Here is an 18453-nt window from a genome sequence, read left to right on the forward strand (position 1 = left end):
TAAAGCGGCTAGTATAGGTCATGAGGCGATGTCTCCCTTATACGCGAGCGCGAAGCTCTCTCAACGGTTCGACGAAGCCTCGAAATGCGCAAAGGGTTCTGCTTTTTTACGAACGAAAGTTCAGGCCCGCTAGGACCAACCGCTCTGCGCATCGTCACTGCGGTGTTGCAATCACCTCAATGGCAAACGAGGCCGGTGCATCATAACCGATGCACCGGCCTCGCAATGTATAAGCCCCGCGCATCGACGCGGGGCTTTTGCGTGAGAACTAGTTGGCGATAAACTTGCCGCGGAAGGCGACCTCTGAAAGAGGCTTGCGCTGGCTCGGAACTTCCCGCTCCTGGTTCCGCTCCGAAAGGACGCTCTTATCGGCAAGACGTCCCAACGCGACCCCCGCCTCCACCCGGTAACCCTCGGGAATAGCAAAAGTTTGCTGGATCTCTTCGTGCTTGATGCCGCCCATCCCGTGAGCGTAGAAACCCGAAAGCCGGGCCTGAAGCGCGAGATAACCCCAAGCAGTGCCAGCGTCGAACGAGTGTGTGTAGCTTTTCCTGCCTTCGGAGAAGTCGCCGCTGAAGCCTCTTGAGACGACGTAGATCAGCGCCGAGGCGGTCTTTGCCCACTCTTGATTTGACTCGACGAGGAGACCAACGAACTTGTCCCAGTCCTCAGAACCTTTGAGCGCATAGATGAAGCGCCACGGCTGCTGGTTCGCGGACGACGGTGCCCAATGCGCGGCGTCCAGTATCGTCAGGAGCTCCGATTCATCGATCACTTCGCCGGTGAAAGCACGCGGTGACCAGCGCTCGAGAAACAAGGGGTCGATCGAATATTGGGATTCACGGCTATTGCTCTTTGTCATGGCTCTTCCAAGTGCTGTTCAGGCATTCCAGGTGATGTGGAGTTCTTCGCGGAAAGCAAATCGCTTCAGGTGGTCGGCAACGACATTCTCGTATCGCTCTATCTGGGCCGGGTCAGCGGCCGACAATCTCATATAAAGCGCCGCGTGATCGGCTGAAAACGTGACTTCGGCGGTATCACTGAAGGGTACACGCCCGCTTTTCGCCGTGAATTCCACGGTAAACTTGTGGCTCCAGTGTTTGCAGAGCTGTTGGAGATACTTGCTGGCGTGTTCGGTGGCGACAGTCGAGGTCGAAACAGGCATATCAAGCTCCTTCCTGCCTTCCTTAGGCCCCATCCGATGCGTTTGGCAAGCAACTCCGCCATCTCCGGTGGTGCACAGTCTGTTTCAACAATAGTGGCCTCCCACGCGCGTAAAGGCACGCTAAGTTCCGCCAATATCAGCATGAGAGGAAAAACGCCTTGCTCGTAAATGGAAAGTGGACGGAAGATTGGCAGCCGGTACAGGCCAAGGACGAGAAGGGCGCCTTTGTCCGTCAGATCTCCAGCTTCCGCAATTGGGTTACCCCTGACGGCGCGGCGGGCCCGACGGGAGAGGGCGGCTTCAAGGCCGAGGCGGGACGCTATCATCTCTACGTGGCCTATATCTGCCCCTGGGCATCGCGGACGCTGATCGGCCGAAAGCTGAAGGGGCTGGAATCGGCCATCTCGGTTTCAGTCGTCGAGCCGGTATTGACGAAGCAGGGCTGGCGGTTCGGCGTCTATCCGGGCGCCACGCGGGATCACATTCACGGCGCAACGTATATGCACGAGATCTATACGAGTGCGGCACGCGACTTTACCGGCCGCGCAACCGTGCCCGTGCTCTGGGACATGCAGTTGCAGACGATCGTCAACAACGAGTCGGCTGATATCCTGCGGATGATGAACGAAGGTTTCGGCGATCTTGCTAGCAATCCGATCGACCTATATCCGGCAGCGCGTCGCACCGAGATCGACGCTTTCAACGAACGGATCTATCCGAGCCTCAACAATGGCGTCTACCGCGCGGGCTTTGCCACGACGCAGCTTGCCTACGAGGAAGCGTTTGCCGGTGTATTCAAGTGCCTCGACTGGGTGGAAACAGAGCTTGGCGATCGGCCCTTCCTGTTTGCAGACCATCCGACTGAAAGTGACATTCGTCTTTTTGTCACGCTCGTGCGCTTCGATATCGCCTATCACGGCCTGTTCAAATGCAATTTGCGCCGTCTCTCGGATTACAAGAATCTTCGCCGCTTCTGCCGGCGAATGCTCGATTGGCCCGGTGTCGTCGAGACCGTCAACTTCGACCATATAAAGCGCGGCTACTACTCGATCGAAAGCCTCAACCCCACAAGCATCGTGCCTGCGGGTCCCGATCTAGGCGAAATTTTCTGAAGCAGCGTACCGCTTCGGCAAAAAGCCATAATGACACCGGTGAATATCTCGTTCATAGGTGATCAAAACGTGGATGCTGCTTAGGAGGAAATATTATGAAGCTCATGCGTGTTGGAGAGGTTGGTCGCGAGAAACCGGCCATGCTCGATTCCGATGGCAAGATTCGCGATCTGTCAGCGCACGTCTCGGACATCGGCGGCGAAGCGATTTCGCCCGAGGGCCTGTCGAAACTCAAGGCTCTTGACCCGAAGAGCCTGCCGGAACTCGCCTCGGGTCGCATTGGCGCCTGCGTTGCCGGCACCGGAAAGTTCATCTGCATCGGCCTCAATTTCTCTGATCACGCTGCTGAAACCGGCGCGACTGTTCCGCCGGAGCCCGTGATCTTCATGAAGGCAACATCGGCCATCGTCGGGCCGAACGACAATGTCCTGATCCCGCGTGGCTCCGAAAAGACCGATTGGGAAGTCGAACTCGGCGTCGTCATCGGCAAGACGGCAAAGTACGTCAGCGAAGCCGAAGCGCTTGATTATGTTGCCGGCTACTGTGTTTCCCACGACGTTTCGGAGCGCGCCTTCCAGACGGAACGTGCAGGCCAGTGGACCAAGGGAAAGTCCTGCGACACATTCGGTCCGATCGGACCCTGGCTCGTCACCAAGGACGAGATTGCCGACCCGCAAAATCTTGGCATGTGGCTGAAGGTCAACGGCGAAACCATGCAGAACGGCTCGTCGAAAACGATGGTCTATGGTGTCGCTCATGTGGTGTCTTACCTCAGCCAGTTCATGTCGCTGCATCCGGGCGACGTGATCTCGACCGGCACGCCTCCGGGCGTCGGCATGGGCATGAAGCCGCCGCGCTTCCTCAAGGCTGGCGACGTCGTGGAGCTCGGCATTGAAGGCTTGGGTACGCAGAAGCAGACCTTCCTGGCTGATCGATAAGGTCCGTTCTGCGATCATTAAGCATTCGAGCGCACCATCATGCCGGGGGTAAATTCCCCGGCATTTCTTTTTGCGGTGCGGATGGCAATGTTGCTGCGCAACAAAAACCTGTTAATCTGCGTTGAGGTGCCAGCACGTCGTTGGAAAGAATCCGATGCCTTTCAATCGGCGTCGTCTTCCAGGTTAGAGAAAGGTGGCGCATCTCATGTTTTATCAGCTTTATGAATTGAACCATGCCGCATTGGCGCCTTATCGGGCTTTCGCCGATATCATGCGCATGGTCTATGCCAATCCCCTCAATCCGATTTCGCAGACGCCCTGGGGGCGTACGATGGCGGCTAGTCTCGAGATGTTCGAGCGGACGACCCGACGCTACGGCAAACCGGCCGTCGGTCTGCATGACACTGTTGTCGAGGAAGGAAAGGTGGCCGTACGGGAAGAGATCGTCTGGTCGCATCCCTTCTGCAATCTGCTCCATTTCGCGCGCAATGTTCCAAGCAGCCATGCGCCAGACCCGCGCATTCTCATCGTCGCGCCGATGTCGGGCCACTACGCGACACTGCTGCGCGGCACGGTCGAAGCGTTGCTGCCAAGCGCCGACGTTTACATTACCGACTGGATCGATGCGCGCATGGTGCCGATGACGGAAGGCACCTTCGATTTTGACGACTACATCGACTACGTCATCGAGATGCTTCGCTTCCTGGGCCCGGATACGCATGTGATTGCCGTCTGTCAGCCTTCCGTGCCGGTTTTGGCTGCCGTCGCCCTCATGGAAGCGGAGAACGATCCGTTTTCGCCCTCATCGATGACCCTGATGGGCGGACCGATCGACACGCGCATCAACCCGACAGCCGTCAACCAGCTCGCCAAGGAACGCTCGCTGGAATGGTTCGCGGATAATGTGATCATGAATGTGCCCTGGCCGCAGCCGGGCTTCATGCGTCCGGTCTATCCCGGCTTCCTGCAGTTGTCCGGCTTCATGTCGATGAACCTCGATCGGCACGTGATCGCTCACAAGGAGTTCTTCATGCATCTGGTGAAGAACGATGGCGAGCCGGCCGAAAAGCACCGCGACTTTTATGACGAGTACCTCGCGGTCATGGACTTGACGGCGGAGTTCTACCTTCAGACGGTCGAACAGGTCTTCATCAAGCACGCGCTGCCGAAGGGCGAGCTGCTCCACCGTGGTAAGCTTGTCGATCCCGCCGCCATCCGCAACGTGGCACTTCTCACCGTCGAGGGGGAAAACGACGACATCTCCGGCGTCGGCCAGACAAAGGCTGCCCAGACCATTTGCGTCAACATCCCCGACAACATGCGCATGCACTACCTGCAGCCCGACGTCGGCCACTATGGCGTCTTCAACGGCTCACGCTTCCGCCGGGAGATTGCGCCGCGGATCATCAGCTTCGTGAAGGAACATGCCCGTTCCGGAAAGCCCGTGGTGAAGCGGGTGATCAAGGGCGGAAAATCCGCCTGATTTAGTATATTCTGAATTAGCGATTGTATTTCAAGGCGTTGTCCGATTTGGGCGGGCGCTGCCTTGAAGCGGGCCAGGCGTGTAACCACATCGATTCCAGCGTTCGGTATCTCGCCGGACGCGGAAAATGCGAGGACACCGCACGATGAACCAGTCAGCATTGCTTCGCCCGGATTGGACTCCGGCTACCATTGCCCTGATGATCCTCGGCTTCGTGGTTTTCTGGCCTCTGGGTCTCGCCATGCTCGCCTACATCATCTTTGGGGAGCGTTTGCGCGGTTTCAAGCGCGACGCCAACAGCGCCGCCGATGGATTCTTCGCCGGCTGCCGACGTTCACATGGCCGCTATCGCCCTCATTTCTCGACGGGCAATGTTGCCTTCGATGATTGGCGCAAGGCCGAGCTCGACCGGCTGGAAGAAGAGCGTCGCAAGCTTGATGAAATGCGCGAGGATTTCGACTCCTACATGCGCGAACTACGCCGCGCCAAGGACCAGGAAGAGTTTGACCGCTTCATGCGCGACCGCAAGAACGGCAAGCGCGACGACAATGGTCCGGTAGCAGAATACCAGACTCCGTAATTCCCAGGACCGTTCAGCACCGAAACTTGAACCGGCATCATCGATGCCGGCTTTTCTTTGCCAAGAATTCCAGCGAATCATATAGAAAATGCCCATGTTCCCGCTCCTTGCAAAGCCACGCCGCAGCGTTCGAAAACCGGCTCCGCCGGAAACGCGAACGCTTGACGTCGCCGGACGCCTGATGCCGCTGACGATCAAGCAGCACGAGCGGGCAACCCGCATTACCTTGCGGATCGAGCCTGGTGGTCGGGGCCTGAAGATGACGATCCCGAGCGGATTGGCACAGCGCGAGGTAAACGCCTTCCTCGACCGCCATCAGGGCTGGCTCTTGACCAAGCTTGCCAAATTCACGCCCGACAGTGGTCTTCGTGATGGCGGCACCATTCTCTTTCGGGGCGTATCCCATCGCGTTCACCACACCGGCAGCCTGCGCGGCCTGACAGAAGCCGTCGTCGTTGATGGCAAACCCGTGCTCAAGGTCAGCGGCATGCCCGAGCATCTCGGACGCCGGATTGCCACGTTCCTGAAGAAGGAAGCGCGAGCCGATCTCGAGAGGTTGGCAACGTTCCATGCCCGCTCGATCAATGCGCCGATCAGGTCGATCGCCATGAAGGACACCCGCAGTCGGTGGGGTTCCTGCTCCTCGGAGGGAAACCTGAGCTTTTCGTGGCGCATCGTCATGGCGCCGCCGTCAGTGGTCGACTACCTTGCGGCCCATGAAGTCGCTCATCTCAAGGAAATGAACCACGGGCCACGCTTCTGGGCGCTCTGCAAGAAGCTGTGCCCCCACATGGAAGAGGCGAAGCTCTGGTTGAAGCGGCACGGCAGTCAACTGCATGCCATCGATTTCGACTGAGCGACGCCTCGCAAAAATCAGCTTTTGTCGTGATTTGGCTCGACTCCAAGTGCTTTTCGTGTCACTTCGCTGCCATGAAACCGGATATCAAAATCTGCGGACTGAAGACGCCTGAGGCGATCGATCGCGCCCTCGCGCGCGGTGCAACACATATCGGCTTCATCTTCTTCGAAAAGAGTCCCCGCTACATCGAGCCTGATATCGCCGGCAAGCTAGCGGAGCCGGCCCGCGGCAAGGCCAAGATCGTTGCGGTCGTGGTCAATCCGAGCAACGACGATCTTGATGAAATCGTGGCGCTGCTTCGGCCCGATATCCTGCAGCTACATGGCGACGAGAGCCCGGAGCGCGTTTTGACGATAAAGGCGGTCTACGGTCTGCCGGTCATGAAGGCCTTTTCGGTGCGTACCACTGATGATTTGAAGCGGGTGGAGGCCTATGTCGGCATTGCCGATCGCTTCCTCTTCGACGCAAAGCCGCCAAAAGGGTCGGATTTGCCGGGTGGCAACGGGGTGTCCTTCGATTGGAGCCTGCTTACCTGGCTTGACGGCAGCGTGGATTACATGCTTTCCGGTGGCCTGAACAAGGGCAATATTGCCGAGGCGCTCGGCATCACCAAGGCGCCGGGGATCGACGTATCTTCGGGGGTCGAAAGCGCGCCCGGCGTCAAGAACGTCGCAATGATCGATGAGTTTTTCGATGCGGTCCAAACGGCTTGTCAGCCCGAAACGACCTCAGGGAGTTGAGAGTGAACCAGACGCCAAAACCGAATTCCTTCCGTTCCGGCCCTGATGAAGACGGCCGTTTCGGCATCTACGGCGGCCGTTTCGTCGCCGAAACGCTGATGCCTTTGATCCTCGACCTGCAGGACGAGTGGAACAAGGCAAAGGACGATCCGGAATTTCAGGCGGAGCTGAAGCAGCTTGGCACCCACTATATCGGTCGCCCAAGCCCGCTCTATTTCGCCGAGCGTCTGACGGCGGAACTCGGTGGCGCGAAGATCTATTTCAAGCGCGAAGAGCTGAACCACACTGGCTCGCACAAGATCAACAACTGCATCGGCCAGATCCTGCTCGCCAAGCGCATGGGCAAGACCCGTATCATCGCGGAAACTGGTGCCGGCCAGCATGGCGTTGCCTCGGCAACGGTTGCCGCCCGCTTCGGTCTCCCCTGTGTCGTTTACATGGGCGCAACCGACGTCGAGCGTCAGGCCCCGAACGTGTTTCGCATGAAGCTGCTTGGTGCCGAGGTAAAGCCGGTGACCGCCGGTCACGGCACGCTCAAGGACGCCATGAACGAGGCATTGCGCGACTGGGTCACGAACGTCGACGACACCTATTACCTGATCGGCACGGCCGCCGGTCCGCATCCCTATCCGGAAATGGTTCGCGACTTCCAGGCCGTCATTGGCACCGAGGCCCGTGAGCAGATTTTGGAAGCCGAAGGTCGGCTGCCGGATCTCGTCATCGCAGCCGTCGGCGGCGGTTCGAACGCGATCGGCATCTTCCATCCGTTCCTTGATGACGAGAGCGTCAAGATGGTTGGCGTCGAAGCCGGCGGCAAGGGCCTCAATGGTGACGAGCACTGCGCCTCGATCACGGCGGGTTCGCCCGGCGTTCTCCACGGCAACCGGACCTACCTTCTGCAGGATGGCGACGGCCAGATCAAGGAAGGCCATTCGATTTCCGCTGGTCTTGACTATCCCGGCATCGGCCCCGAGCATTCCTACCTGAACGACATCGGTCGCGTCGAATATGTGCCGATCATGGACCATGAGGCGCTCGAAGCCTTTCAGACGCTGACCCGCCTCGAAGGCATCATTCCGGCGCTGGAGCCGTCGCACGCGCTGGCCGAAGTCATCAAGCGCGCGCCGAAGATGGGCAAGGACGAGATCATTCTGATGAATCTCTCCGGCCGCGGCGACAAGGACATCTTCACTGTCGGCAAGATTCTGGGAATGGGTGAGTAAGCATGACCGCACGTATGGACAAACGCTTCGCCGATCTTAAGGCGGAAGGCCGGCCGGCACTCGTCACCTATTTCATGGGAGGCGACCCCGACTACGAAACCTCGCTCGGCATCATGAAGGCTCTGCCGGAAGCGGGTTCCGATGTTATTGAACTCGGCATGCCGTTCTCCGATCCGATGGCCGATGGTCCGGCGATCCAGATGGCTGGCCAGCGCGCTCTGAAGGGCGGCCAGACGCTGAAGAAGACGCTGCAGCTTGCCAGCGATTTCCGCAAGACGGACGATGCGACGCCGATCGTAATGATGGGCTATTACAACCCGATCTATGTCTACGGCGTGGAGAAGTTCCTCGACGACGCGCTGGCAGCCGGCATCGATGGCCTCATCGTCGTCGACCTTCCACCCGAGATGGATGACGAACTCTGCATCCCTGCGATCAAGAAGGGGATCAACTTCATTCGCCTGGCGACGCCGACGACCGACGAAAAGCGCCTGCCGACCGTTCTTCGGAACACGTCCGGCTTCGTCTATTATGTTTCGATGACTGGTATCACTGGCTCTGCTCTGCCGGATCCGTCTCTGGTCTCGGGCGCCGTCAAGCGCATCAAGCAGCACACCAACCTGCCTGTTTGCGTCGGCTTCGGCGTCAAGACCGCCGACCATGCAAAGGTCATTGGCAGCTCGGCCGATGGCGTGGTTGTCGGCACAGCAATTGTCAATCAGGTGGCAACGAGCCTCACCAAGGATGGGAAGGCGACAGCCGATACCGTCCAGGCCGTCGCCACCCTCGTTCGTGGACTGTCAACGGGTACACGTTCGGCGCGCCTTGTTGCTGCCGAATAATTTCCCCACATTGGCAAGAGTCAATCAGGAGTTTTCGACTTGAACTGGATCACCAACTACGTCCGCCCCCGCATCAATTCCATGCTGGGCCGCCGCGAAGTGCCGGAGAACCTCTGGATCAAGTGCCCGGAAACGGGTGAGATGGTCTTCCATAAGGATCTGGAAGACAACAAGTGGGTCATTCCGGCCTCCGGTTATCACATGAAGATGCCGGCAAAGGCTCGCCTTGCCGACCTTTTCGACGATGGCGTCTATGAGGCTCTGCCGCAGCCAAAGGTCGCCCAGGATCCGCTGAAATTTCGTGATTCCAAGAAATACACGGACCGTCTGAAGGACAGCCGCATCAAGACCGAGCAGGAAGACACCATTCTCGCTGGCGTCGGCAAGATGCGCGGCCTGAAGATCGTCGCGGTCGTTCATGAGTTCAACTTCATGGGCGGTTCGCTCGGCATTGCCGCGGGCGAGGCGATCGTCAAGGCGTTCGAACGCGCCATTGCGGAGAAGTGCCCGCTGGTCATGTTCCCGGCATCTGGTGGTGCCCGCATGCAGGAAGGTATCCTGTCGCTGATGCAGCTGCCACGGACGACCGTGGCGGTAGACATGCTGAAGGAAGCAGGACTGCCTTACATCGTCGTGCTGACCAATCCGACCACTGGCGGTGTTACCGCGTCCTACGCGATGCTCGGTGACCTGCATCTGGCCGAACCCGGGGCTGAAATCTGCTTCGCCGGGAAGCGCGTTATCGAGCAGACGATCCGCGAGAAGCTTCCGGAAGGCTTCCAGACCTCCGAGTATCTGCTGGAACACGGCATGGTGGACATGGTGGTCAAGCGCCACGATATTCCGGATACGCTCGCGCGCGTCTTGAAGATCCTGACGAAGAAGCCGGTTGCGAACCTATCCAAGGAAAACAGCGGGACGCTTGCTATCGCTGCAAGCGCCTGACAGAACCCATCACAGGCGGGGTGAGCGATGATACCCAGGGGCCAAGCCGTAGTGAGTGAAGCAGCACAGGAAATCGACAAGCTCTTGGGCCTGCATCCCAAGGGCTTCGATCTATCACTGGATCGCATTACCCGACTGCTTTCCGTCCTCGGGGATCCGCAGAAGAAATTGCCGCCTGTCATTCATGTGGCGGGCACGAACGGCAAGGGGTCCGTGACGGCGTTTTGCCGGGCTTTGCTGGAAGCCGGTGGCTACAGCGCGCATGTCCATACCTCTCCGCATCTCGTCAACTGGCACGAACGCTATCGGATCGGCGCCAAGGGCGGTCGCGGGCAATTGGTGGACGATGCGGTCTTCGCCGAGGCGGTGCGGCGCGTGGCGGCCGCCAATGACGGGCAGAAGATCACCGTTTTCGAGATCCTCACCGCAGTCACTTTCATTCTGTTCTCAGAGCATCGGGCCGATGCCGCGATCATCGAGGTTGGTCTCGGCGGTCGTTTCGACGCGACGAACGTCATCTCCGACCCGGCCGTTTCGGTCATCATGCCGATTTCCTTGGATCATCAGCCTTACCTCGGCGATCGCGTCGAACTGATCGCGGCAGAAAAAGCCGGTATCATGAAGCGCGGGCACCCTGTTGTGATCGGCAAGCAGGAATATGATGCCGCGCTCGACGTGCTGATGTCTACCGCCGAACGGCTGAACTGCCCGACCGCAGTCTTCGGCCAGGACTACATGGCGCATGAGGAATATGGGCGTCTCGTCTATCAGGACGAGTTCGGTCTCGCCGACCTGCCATTGCCCCGCCTTCCCGGCCGCCACCAATATGCCAATGCCGCCGCTGCGATCCGCGCCGTCAAGGCCGCCGGCTTTGCGGTCACCGAAACGATGATGGAAAAGGCGCTGCTGTCGGTCGAGTGGCCGGGCCGTCTCCAGCGTCTGAACGACGGCAATCTGATGGGCAGTGCTCCGGCTAAAGCGGAGATCTGGGTCGATGGCGGCCACAACCCCGGCGCCGGTGAAGTTATCGCCGAGGCCATGGCGAATTTCGAGGAAAAGCAGCCGCGCCCGCTCTTCCTGATCATCGGCATGATCAACACCAAGGATCCGGTTGGCTACTTCAAGGCTTTCAAGGGATTGGCCGAGAAGGTCTATTGCGTGCCGATCCGCGGCAGCGACGCGATGATCGATCCGGTGATCCTTGCAAACGCCGCCTATGATGCCGGCCTCGTCGCGGAACCGATGTCGACGGTCAGCGATGCGTTGGAGGCGATCAAGGAGGGCGCCTTTGAACAGGACCACCCACCGCGCATCCTGATCGGCGGCTCTCTCTATCTCGTCGGCGATGTGCTTGCCGACAACGGGACGCCCCCGAAATGAAAAAAGCCCGGTCGAATGCCGGGCTTTTTCCTATCTGCTTATGGATAAATTAAGCGGCGCTCGAGATCCAGCTCGAAAGAGCGGTCTTCGGGGCAGCGCCAACTTTGATGTCAGCAACTTCGCCGGCCTTGAACATGGCGAGCGTCGGAATGGAACGGACGCCAAACTGGGCGGCGAGTTCCGGGTTTTCATCGATATTGAGCTTGGCGACCTTCACCTTGCCCTGAAACTCGACAGCGAGTTCTTCGAGGCTGGGGGCGATCATCTTGCACGGGCCGCACCATTCAGCCCAGAAATCGACGACGACGGGTTCTGCGGATTCCAGAACTTCCGACTGGAAGTTGTTGATATCGACTTTTACGGTAGCCATAGGCTGCTCCTTTACGGATTCCTGTTGAAATACATGTGAGCGTGCGGTGCGGGAATTTCAATGCCCGTATTTCACTTTGTCTCGAGTTGCGCAAGCGCCGACGCCAATGCATCCGGCGTCAGAATGTGAACCGAAGCATTTTCAGTGTAGACAAGGACGCAATCGACGCGCTTGCCGGGATAGAGCGGCGCCAGGATCTCGCGATAAATCGTAAGCTGCGCCTTGTGTGCAAATGGGATGGCCTCTGCCGTCTGCGGCGGGACGCGATTGGTCTTGTAGTCCAGCACGACGACGCGATCGTCGAAGACCGCCATTCTGTCCACACGGCCGGAAACGGCATAGTCCTGGCCGGCGATCGTCAGCGTCCCCATGACGGAGACCTCAGCCTGTGCATGAGTCGAGAAGACGGCTTCGAGGTCGGCTGCGCCCAATAGCTTCAGGACCGAGTCGACCAATTGCCGCCGCTCTGCTTCGGGCCAGAATGGCGCCGCACGCTTGGCGTATCGTGATGCTGCATCTGGCTGATCGCCGCGCGGCACATCCGGCAGCACCTGCAACATGCGGTGGAGGAGCCGCCCTTTTTGCAGCGAGCGATCCGGCTTTCCCGTTTCCGTGAAAAGCGGGGAGGCGACGAGGAGGTCATCGGCGCCATCGTCGATGATCGTTCCGACGCCGGATGGGCTGAGCGGGCGCGGCAATTGCCTGCGCGGTGGCAGTGGCCTGTCGAGGCCAGGCGGGACCGTCTGTTGTCTGGCGGTCTCCGCGCTGCGTTCAAGGCGCTCGAACCTTCTCTCTATCCGTGGTACGCGCCATTCGATGCCAGCCCATGTCCCGTCAGGCCCAGAAAATGTCGCAGCAGATACATGCGGATGGCTGTCGGTCATCGCAGCGGAAATCATGGCATGCCAGGTATCGGTGTTGGGACGAATGCCCCTGTAGCCGCAAACGGTAAGGCGATCGGCGGCCCGGGTCATCGCAACATAGAGCAGCCGGCGATATTCCTGTTCCGCCAGCGATTGGATGCGCGTCGCGTCGGCCTGGGTCAGCGAGTTGCTGAGATCGCCGATCGGAACCCATGCCGGCATGGGCGGCTCGCCGCTCCCCTGTTCAAGCAGCCGCAGCTTCGGCATGTGCGAATGGGTGAAGGCCTTCGAGCCGCCGTCGACGAGGAACACGATCGGTGCCTCTAAGCCCTTTGAGGCGTGGACTGTCATGATCCGGACTTCATTCCGGCCTTTGTCCTGCTCACGCTTCACCTCCGGTGCTTCGATTTCAAGCGTCGAAATGAAGGATTGCATGCCGGGCAGGCCCGAGCTTTCGTGATCAAGCGCGAATGTCAGGAATTCATCGAGAATATCGCTGACCTCGGTTCCGAGCCGGGCAAGGAATTGTCGTCGGCCGCCGTGGCATCCGAGAACACGAGCATAGAAATCGTGAACCGACAGCGTCTCGGATTCGTCCAGGAAGAGCCTGAGGCGAGAGACGGCTGTTTCAAAGCGCGCATTTCCATCAGCGGCGAACTTCTGCACGTGAGCCCAGGCACTCTCGCCCTCCGTACGCAGGGCGGCAATTGCGAAGACGTCGTCTTCGCTCAGATCGAGAAGCGGGCTCTTCATCAGCGCTGCCAAGGAGAGGTCGTCCTCGGGCAACAGTAGAAAGCGGCCGAGCGCCACGAGGTCCTGCACGGCAATGTGGCTCGTCAGGCGCAGGCGGTCGGCGCCTGCAACCGGTATGTCGCCGCGTCGCTTCAAGGCGCGTGTCAGCGCGTTGACGAAGGCGTCGCGCTTGCGCACGAGGACGAGGATATCGCCGGCCTCGATCAGTCGCTCCTTGCCCTTCTCGACGATCGTTTCCTTGCCCACCAGATTGCCGATCGCATGAGCAATGCGACGGGCGAGAACGGATGCTGGGGCGCTCTCCGGCGTGGCGTCAAAGGGTGCGGTCCAATCTTCTTCCTTGATCGTCGCTTCAGGCGCGACCATCTCCCAGAGATCGACTGCGCCCGGGTGGCCTATGCGGTTAGAACGGTGCACCACCGGCTCGCCTGCCGCACTTAACCCGCGGGCATTTTCAGCCGGTGTGAAGATGTGGTCCACTGCGGCAAGGACATCCGAGGTCGATCGGAATGAGAGCGGCAGCCGCACCGTTGAGAAGGCGTGCCCGCTCTGCGAGACGCGCCGACGCGTCCGCTGGCTTTCTTCTGAAAAGCGTTCGGGCCGAGCGCCCTGGAAAGAATAGATCGATTGCTTTTCGTCGCCGACGGCAAAAAGGGTACGCACCACATTGCGGGCGCTCTCGTCGGAAAAGAAATCCTCGGCCAGCGACTGGATCACGCTCCACTGGATTGGACTTGTATCCTGTGCCTCGTCGACAAGGATATGGTCGATCCCTTGGTCGAGCTTGTAGTGGATCCAGGGGCCAACGTCGCTTTTGTGCAAGAGTTCGGAAGTCCGCGTTATCAGATCCTCGAAATCGAGTTGGCTGCGCTGCTTCTTGAGGTCGTCGTAGTCTTTGTTGAGGCGGTCGGCGAGGATCAGCGCTGCGCGTGTTGCCTCGTACATGCGGGCCGTTTTCAACCGATCCCGACACAATACCACGTGCGCTCGGGCCGTTGCCACGGCATCGATGAGCTCCGGTGCTTCAGTCAGCATGGCCTTCACGAAAAACTGCGAATCCGCCTTTGGTTCAGCCTTTACGGTAAGGAAGATTTTCTCCAGCACCGACGCCCGGCGCGCGGGGTCTCGTTCGCGCGCTGCCGACCGCAAGCCGGCTGCGATATCGTGCGCCTTTGCCCCGCCTTTCTGATCCGCAAGGTCTAGGTACCGGTCGAGCACCCCGCCGCGCAGACCAGGAAGCGGCCAATACGACTCGGCGATCCCGGTCGCAGTATCGTCTTCAGAGAGGTGAAGCTTCGTGCGCAGTACCGCATCGAGGCCACCCTTCCGCTCCGCATCCTGCGTGAAAGTGCGGATCGCAGTGCGGTTCGCGATGATTTCTTCAAGAAGGTTTTCGAGGCCTGGCTCATCGCCGAGATTGAGCACGTAAGCAAAGGCGTCCGCGAGCGCCGGATCGTCCTCCGGTGTAGTGGCCGTAAGCAGCGATCGCCGTGCATCCGAAAGAAGCGTCGCGGCAGCCCGATCGTCGAGCACGGAAAAGTGGCCGGCGACGTTAGCTTCTAACGGAAACTGGTGCAGCAAAGCTTCGCAAAACGCGTGAATGGTCTGGATCTTCAGCCCGCCCGGCGTTTCCAGTGCTTTTGCAAAGAGGCGCCTCGCCTCCGCAAGCTTCACCCTATCCGGCGCCTTGCCTTCGATCCGCGTGATGCGTTCTTCAAGTTCCGTGTCCGGCAGAACCGCCCACTCGGCAAGCCGCTCGAAAACGCGGTTCGACATTTCGGAGGCTGCCGCCTTCGTATAGGTCAGGCAGAGGATTGCTGACGGACGTGCTCCGGCCAGCAGGAGCCGGATAACACGCTGCGTCAGGACGTGCGTTTTTCCGGAGCCGGCATTGGCGGAAACCCAGGCTGAGCGTTGCGGATCGGATGCGATCGATTGCTGGATGGTCGTCCAACTCGTCCAGGCAACGGGATCATCGCCCTCAGGCAGCGTTGCGTCGTCATTCATCGCCGGTTTCCTCGTCGCTCTCTGCGGCAGACCATTCGGAAACGCGCGCCAGATGATCGTAATCACCACCGAAATCGAACTGCTGTGCCGGCACAAGCCGCGAGGTGAAGCCCTTTTCGCCTGACTGCAGGAGCGAGACGAACTTTATGAGTTGGTCGATCGAGTCGGTGGCCAGGTCCATGGCCGACTTTGCCTTGTCGGTTCTGGTCGAAGTCTCGTTGTTGACGGTGTCGACCTTAAAGCGATTGCCCGGCCGCAGGCGCACGTAGAGTAGATCTTGTGGAACAAGACTGCCAGCATCTCGGAAGGCGCCGGCGTGAAGCGCGGCGGCCTCCAGTGCCAGCTGGGGATCAAGAAGCGCGCGTGCCTGAGGGGCGGAGGGATTGTATCCGGTCTTGTAGTCGATGATGTCGGCGGTACCGCTGCCGGTGATGTCGATCCGGTCGGCGACGCCGCTCAGGCGGACATTGATCGCCTCCAACTCCACCCCGCCACGCACCTCGGTCAATGTTCTTCGAATGCCTGGCTGTCGCTGCGCCTCCCACTCGAGAAACGCGCGGGCAACTTCACGGAAACGCGGGCGCCAGACTGCATCGATATGTGCAGGAAGTTGCTCCGTATCGAAGAGTTCGTTCAGAATGTTCTCCATCGCCGTTTCAGCTGCCGGCGTTCCGGCAACGTGACCTTCACGGACGAAGCGGTCGATGATCTTGTGATAGAGCGTTCCTCGCTCCGCGGCGCCAGGGTCTCGATTGAACGGTGCTACCGGGTCAAGGCGCAGAACGCGGCGTGCATAGATTGCATAGGGGTCGCGACGAAGGCGCCCGACCTCGCTGAAAGAGTAGGACTTAGGCTGAATCTCCAGCGGCGGTATTGGACTTGGACGTTGCGCGGGCGCTTGGCTGTCGCCTTGGTCGATGAGGTTCGCCCAATGCACAAAATTGTCTCCGCGGGCCTTGAGCTGTGCCTCGAACTCGTGCCCGCCGAATGCGAGCAGCCGCTGCAACCAGCGCGACGCGACGGTTGGCGTCGAACCTTGTCGAAGGGCTCGCGAATAGATGAGATGGCGCGTGCCATTGGCCATTTCGAAATCGTGCGACAGCTGGCCGATGCGCCGTTCTGGAGGTTCCAGCCCGATCTCGGTCTTCATTGTCCGAGAAACGAAGGGGTTATTGGATGTTTGACCCGGCCATGAGCCTTCGTTCAGGCCGCCCAGGATCAATGTGTCTACGTTCTGCAGGCGCGCTTCTAGCGTGCCGAAGATGAAAATTCTCGGATGGCTTAGCGCCCGTGGCTTTACAGCCTGGCCAGCCAATAGCGCAGTGACGATGTCGATCCACTGCGGGCCATCCGCGTCGATCTGCCCTTCGGTTTCGATCACTTCGCCGAGCATCGACGCCAGGGTGTCGCCCGCTTCGCCGGACCAGAGACCAGCAAGATCGCCGCGCGCGTCGCGGGTTACCGCCTCCAATACGCGCCCGGTTCGCTCCCCCCAATCGGCGAGCCCAAAGCTGGCCGTTAGCCCCGGCTCTTCGGGAAGGCGCCGAACAAGCGCCGACGCTAGCGGTTCGGTCGCTTCGGCAACCCGTCGGGCAAGAGCACGCGCGTGGTCAATCGCATCGGCGGGAAGGGATTTTCGCCACTGCGGCGCGTGACGATCCAACGCCTGCTCAGACAGCTGCTGCTCAAGAAGCGGTTCCAACGCTGAGATGTCGACGTCGGCCACACCACCACGCAGTGCCAGCAGCTCCAGAGCTGCTACCGCTGCCACGTGCGCGCCACGCTCCAGCCCAAAATGCGCCAGGGGATGCTTCAGCAATCCGACGATAGCGACGGGATCGCCAGGGCGAAGGGTTGCTTCCAGCAGCAGTTGCAACAGCGTTCCCTGTGGGGTGGCGGAAAGCGGCGTGCCTGCGGAATCGTCCGCAACGATGCCGAAACGCGATAGTTCCGTCGTCACGCGGCGGGCTAGGTTTCGATCCGGTGTGATCAATGCCGCCCGGCTCTCGCCGTCATTGCCGGGCGCGCGCTCGAGCGCCAAGCGGAGGGCGATTGCAATTGCAGTGGCTTCCTCGCGCTCATTGCCCGCCTCGATCAGCGAGACATCTGCAAATGCCGCTGAGATCGTAGCGTCGGATAGTTTCGCCTTCCATGTGCCCCAGTCGCTGGTTGCTTCGGCAGGGGAGAGCGCATGTGAGAGGATTTCGCTACGCTGTCGCAATTCCTCGGGCGGCGCGGCAAGCTGCACCACATCCTGCCGCGTCAATTTCAGTCGCTTTAGCAACTGCGCGAGGCCGTATTGCGAGTGGCTGCGGCTCGCCGGGTCGGCGGGCTGATCTATCCGAATGTCGGGCGCCACCATTCGCCAATGCTCATCCGGCATGCCGAGGTCGAGCCCCGGCAGAACGATGACGCCTTCCGGAAGGTTGGCGACCGCTGCGATAAGGTCGGCCGTCGCCGGCACAGAGCCTGTCGATCCTGCAATGATGATGGGTCCCATCGGCCGGGCTGTCGCCAGGCGATTTGCTTCGGCACGAAGAATTGCGTTGCGGTGTTTTGCGGGCGATGATTTGCCGAGCTCATTCAGCCGCTCCGGCCAGAAGGCGCTGGCAATCTGCAGGAACTCGGCCGTCAGTTGCCACCAAAGCGCATAGTCTTTCGCATTCAGGCGAGACAGTTCGTTCCAATCCCGATCCTCGGTCTCGATGGCGTCGATCAATTCCGCAAGATTGCGCGCAAGCCAAATGGCGTCGGCGGGGCTTGCGGGCGCGACGAGCGGCGAATCGGAATGGATGCTGCGCACAATCTCCGGCAGCTTGTTTCGCCAGGCGAGGATAAGGCGCGCGAGTTCCAGCAGGCGGGCGGTGTTGGATAACGGCTGAGCAAGATCCAGGGTCGCGGGCAGGGCTTCGTCGAAATAGCCGCTATCGTCGTCGGTCTCGCCGAGCGGTCGGATAACCGGGAGGATTGCGGATCGTCCGCCGAGGAGATCGACGAACTCCGAGCGGAGCACGCGTGCTGCGCGCCTCGTTGGCAGATAGATCGTGGTTTTCGAAAGCGATAGGGGATCGCCGGGATCATACCGGAAATGCGGTGTCAGTCGGCCGTCACAAAGGCTTTCGGCAAGGCTCTTCAGGAAGGGAAGCCCTGCGGGGATGCTCAAGACCCTCGGCCGGTGATGCTCGGCCATCCG

Annotated in this window: 15 protein-coding genes; 10 read left to right on the top strand and 5 right to left on the bottom strand. The window is 60.0% G+C overall.

Annotated elements, in window-relative coordinates; translation table 11 throughout:
* Positions 1 to 268: 268 nt before the first annotated feature.
* Positions 269 to 862: a nitroreductase family protein gene (locus C934_RS0125600; protein WP_018859410.1), complete on the bottom strand. Its 594-nt coding sequence runs from the start codon at positions 860 to 862 to the stop codon at positions 269 to 271.
* A gap of 18 nt (positions 863 to 880) precedes the next feature.
* A complete protein-coding gene (locus C934_RS0125605; RefSeq protein WP_026372082.1) occupies positions 881 to 1165 on the bottom strand; it encodes a DUF2218 domain-containing protein in 285 nt (94 codons plus the stop codon).
* 158 nt (positions 1166 to 1323) lie between these two features.
* Between C934_RS0125605 and C934_RS0125610 the strand changes: the two genes are divergently transcribed.
* The 10 genes from C934_RS0125610 (at position 1324) to C934_RS0125655 (ending at position 11267) form a co-directional block, all read left to right on the top strand.
* A complete protein-coding gene (locus C934_RS0125610; RefSeq protein WP_018859412.1) occupies positions 1324 to 2277 on the top strand; it encodes a glutathione S-transferase family protein in 954 nt (317 codons plus the stop codon).
* 95 nt (positions 2278 to 2372) lie between these two features.
* Complete coding sequence (locus C934_RS0125615; RefSeq protein WP_018859413.1) at positions 2373 to 3215, top strand: fumarylacetoacetate hydrolase family protein; 843 nt, start codon at positions 2373 to 2375, stop codon at positions 3213 to 3215.
* 205 nt (positions 3216 to 3420) lie between these two features.
* The gene (locus C934_RS0125620) at positions 3421 to 4698 is read left to right on the top strand and encodes a polyhydroxyalkanoate depolymerase (protein WP_018859414.1); all 1278 of its coding nucleotides are present in this window, start codon (positions 3421 to 3423) and stop codon (positions 4696 to 4698) included.
* 145 nt (positions 4699 to 4843) lie between these two features.
* Positions 4844 to 5278: a DUF2852 domain-containing protein gene (locus C934_RS0125625; RefSeq protein ID WP_018859415.1), complete on the top strand. Its 435-nt coding sequence runs from the start codon at positions 4844 to 4846 to the stop codon at positions 5276 to 5278.
* 94 nt (positions 5279 to 5372) lie between these two features.
* The gene (locus C934_RS0125630) at positions 5373 to 6134 is read left to right on the top strand and encodes a M48 family metallopeptidase (RefSeq protein WP_018859416.1); all 762 of its coding nucleotides are present in this window, start codon (positions 5373 to 5375) and stop codon (positions 6132 to 6134) included.
* Positions 6135 to 6208: 74 nt separating this feature from the next.
* Positions 6209 to 6877 (top strand): phosphoribosylanthranilate isomerase, encoded by a 669-nt coding sequence (locus tag C934_RS0125635; protein WP_018859417.1) that lies wholly within the window; start codon positions 6209 to 6211, stop codon positions 6875 to 6877.
* Between the two features lie 2 nt (positions 6878 to 6879).
* On the top strand, positions 6880 to 8100 hold the full coding sequence (trpB, locus tag C934_RS0125640) for a tryptophan synthase subunit beta (RefSeq protein WP_018859418.1): 1221 nt from the start codon (positions 6880 to 6882) through the stop codon (positions 8098 to 8100).
* Between the two features lie 2 nt (positions 8101 to 8102).
* Entirely contained in the window at positions 8103 to 8942 is an 840-nt protein-coding gene (gene trpA, locus C934_RS0125645; RefSeq protein ID WP_026372083.1) for a tryptophan synthase subunit alpha, read from the top strand.
* Positions 8943 to 8981: 39 nt separating this feature from the next.
* A complete protein-coding gene (gene accD / locus C934_RS0125650; protein ID WP_018859420.1) occupies positions 8982 to 9887 on the top strand; it encodes an acetyl-CoA carboxylase, carboxyltransferase subunit beta in 906 nt (301 codons plus the stop codon).
* Positions 9888 to 9914: 27 nt separating this feature from the next.
* Positions 9915 to 11267, top strand: a complete 1353-nt coding sequence (locus C934_RS0125655) for a bifunctional folylpolyglutamate synthase/dihydrofolate synthase (RefSeq protein ID WP_026372084.1) — start codon at positions 9915 to 9917, stop codon at positions 11265 to 11267.
* Between the two features lie 49 nt (positions 11268 to 11316).
* Here C934_RS0125655 and trxA read toward each other — a convergent pair whose 3' ends face one another.
* The 3 genes from trxA to addB all read right to left on the bottom strand — a co-directional run bounded on the left by trxA (position 11317) and on the right by addB (position 18450).
* Positions 11317 to 11637 (bottom strand): thioredoxin, encoded by a 321-nt coding sequence (gene trxA / locus C934_RS0125660; protein WP_007528746.1) that lies wholly within the window; start codon positions 11635 to 11637, stop codon positions 11317 to 11319.
* A gap of 71 nt (positions 11638 to 11708) precedes the next feature.
* A complete protein-coding gene (gene addA, locus C934_RS0125665; RefSeq protein WP_018859422.1) occupies positions 11709 to 15260 on the bottom strand; it encodes a double-strand break repair helicase AddA in 3552 nt (1183 codons plus the stop codon).
* Entirely contained in the window at positions 15253 to 18450 is a 3198-nt protein-coding gene (gene addB, locus C934_RS0125670) for a double-strand break repair protein AddB (RefSeq protein WP_018859423.1), read from the bottom strand. Before addB ends, addA begins: the two co-directional genes overlap by 8 nt.
* Positions 18451 to 18453: the final 3 nt, after the last annotated feature.

The organism is Rhizobium sp. 42MFCr.1 (genome assembly GCF_000377185.1).
Taxonomy (GTDB): domain Bacteria; phylum Pseudomonadota; class Alphaproteobacteria; order Rhizobiales; family Rhizobiaceae; genus Rhizobium; species Rhizobium altiplani.